We start from the raw sequence: 1,111 nt of genomic DNA on the forward strand, positions 1-1,111 counted from the left end.
TGCCACACGCGGGCGAAGGCTTCCTCGAACGCAGGCGCGAGGCGTTCGATGTCGAACTCCCCACCGACCGGCTCGACCTCGAACTCCTGGATGTAACGCGCACCCTGCGCGGTCTCCAGCCGGAACGGATGCTCCGAGATCACGCGCAGGCCCATGTTCTCCATCAGCGGCAGCGCGTCGGACAAAGGAATGTCGGATTCCTGCCTGTACAGGTTCAGGCGCAGGCGGCCTTGCCCGGGACGCTTGCGGCGCGATTCGTGCAGGCTCAGGCGCAGGTCGTCGGCGCCCGACAGCGAAGCGAGATGTTCGACGTCGCGCGCCGCGCCTTCCGGCGACACGACTTCGATGTAGCCCGCGGGCAGCGCACGGCCGTAGCCGCCTGCGAGCAGCAGACCCTTGGATTCGCCATGGCGGCTGATCAGGGTTTCGCGCAGGTCGTCCTGCCAGTTGCGCAGCAGGTGGGCGATATCCGCTTCCAGCGCGGAAGTGTCCACCTCGACCTGCTCGCCGGCCTTGGGTCGGATGGTGATGTGCAGCTGCGCCAGCGGCGACTCGCCGAGCAGTACGCTGCTGTCCACGTACTCGCCACGCATGGCGTCCTTGAGCAGCGATTCGATGCGCAGGCGCACGTCGGTATTGAAGCGCTCGCGCGGGATGTAGACCAGGGCCGAATAGAAGCGGCCATAGCGGTCGCGGCGCAGGAACAGCTTGCTGCGCACGCGCTCCTGCAGGCCCAGGATGCCCATCGAAGTACGGAACAGTTCCTCGTCGCTGGACTGGAACAGCTCCTCGCGCGGCAGCGTTTCCAGGATATGGCGCAGTGCCTTGCCGCTGTGGCCGCTCGGCGACAGTCCGGACTTCTGCATGACGTATTCGTGGCGCTCGCGCACCAGCGGGATTTCCCATGGGCGGCGGTTGTAGGCGCTGGACGTGTACAGGCCGATGAACCGCTGCTCGGCGATCGGATTGCCCTGCGCGTCGAACTCCAGCACCCCGATGTAATCCATGTTGCCCGGGCGGTGCACGGTGGAGCGGCGGTTGGTCTTGGTGAGGATCAGCGCGTCCACCGAGCCGCCCTGCGGCAGGTAGTGCGCGGCGAGCGTCTTGATGT

General features: G+C 66.6%; 1 pseudogene. It reads right to left on the reverse strand.

Annotation, left to right across the window (positions count from 1 at the left end):
- Window positions 1–1,111: pseudogene (locus AC04L7_RS19290) on the reverse strand (NAD-glutamate dehydrogenase); the annotation flags it as partial.

Source organism: Pseudoxanthomonas sp. LjRoot204_2 (assembly GCF_056175765.1).